A 928-nucleotide genomic window follows, 5' to 3' on the forward strand; every position below is an offset into this window, starting at 1 on the left:
CTCTAATACTTTTATATAAACAAAAGAAGCTTCATTATAAAATATTTCCAGTTCTAAAGTCTCTAAAAAATCATTAATTATCAGATGAACTTCATTATCAGCAAAGGAATTATGAATAGTTAATTTAAGATGTTCTTCAGTCAGAGGTAGATTAATATTACTGAAGTTATAAAAATTGTAGAAAAATTTTAATTGTTCGTCTTTGATAATTTTGGTTTGCAGAAAAACAGAAATGTTTTGATAATGGTTCAGATTTTTGCGATAATCACTGATATAAGCAACATAATCCAAAATTTTGGAGTTTTTATCCAGCTTATTTTCAGGTATAATAATAGGAACTACTTGATAAAGACAACCTAAAACATTCAGGTTTTGCTGCTCTCTTTTACCGATAATGTCGTAAAATACAAAATCTCCCGGTGCTTGTAAATACTTACTCAAATAAATACCATACACAGATTTAAAAAAAGCTGGCAGACTACATTTATTTAATTGGCAATATTTTCTAATTTCTGCTAGCTGATTACCAGTGATTTGTATTTTTTGAGATTGAGGTTTATTTTTTTCTTTCGGTTTTATATAAGACGTAACAGGAGTAATTTTACTTAAAGATTCCTGCCAATAATCCTGAATTTCTTGAGTATCAAATCTCAGCAGATGCTCCTCAACACCATCATAAAAAGAACTAATTTCAAATTTTGCAGGTATGTTACCCGCTTTTAAATCTAAATAGACTTTTCCAACTCTTTCAAAGAAAATTTTACCAGAATATCCATCAAAAAGAATATGAGGTGCGCCTAAAATAGCAATATAATTGCCCTGTTGTTCTTTAAATAAAATATTTTTAAATAAATAATCTTTGTTTAATTCTACCTTGACTTTAATTTTATTTTGGATAATTTTTTCTAAATTCTGATAATTATTATGT

The 928-nt window shown here is 27.0% G+C and carries 1 protein-coding gene; it reads right to left on the bottom strand.

Going from position 1 to position 928, the window contains the following annotated elements:
* Window positions 1-928, bottom strand: a 928-nt coding sequence (locus GNE10_RS34820; protein WP_185570547.1) for a condensation domain-containing protein, incomplete at both ends; no start/stop codon positions are given.

Source organism: Nostoc sp. 2RC, from assembly GCF_014222165.1.
GTDB lineage: Bacteria > Cyanobacteriota > Cyanobacteriia > Cyanobacteriales > Nostocaceae > Nostoc > Nostoc linckia.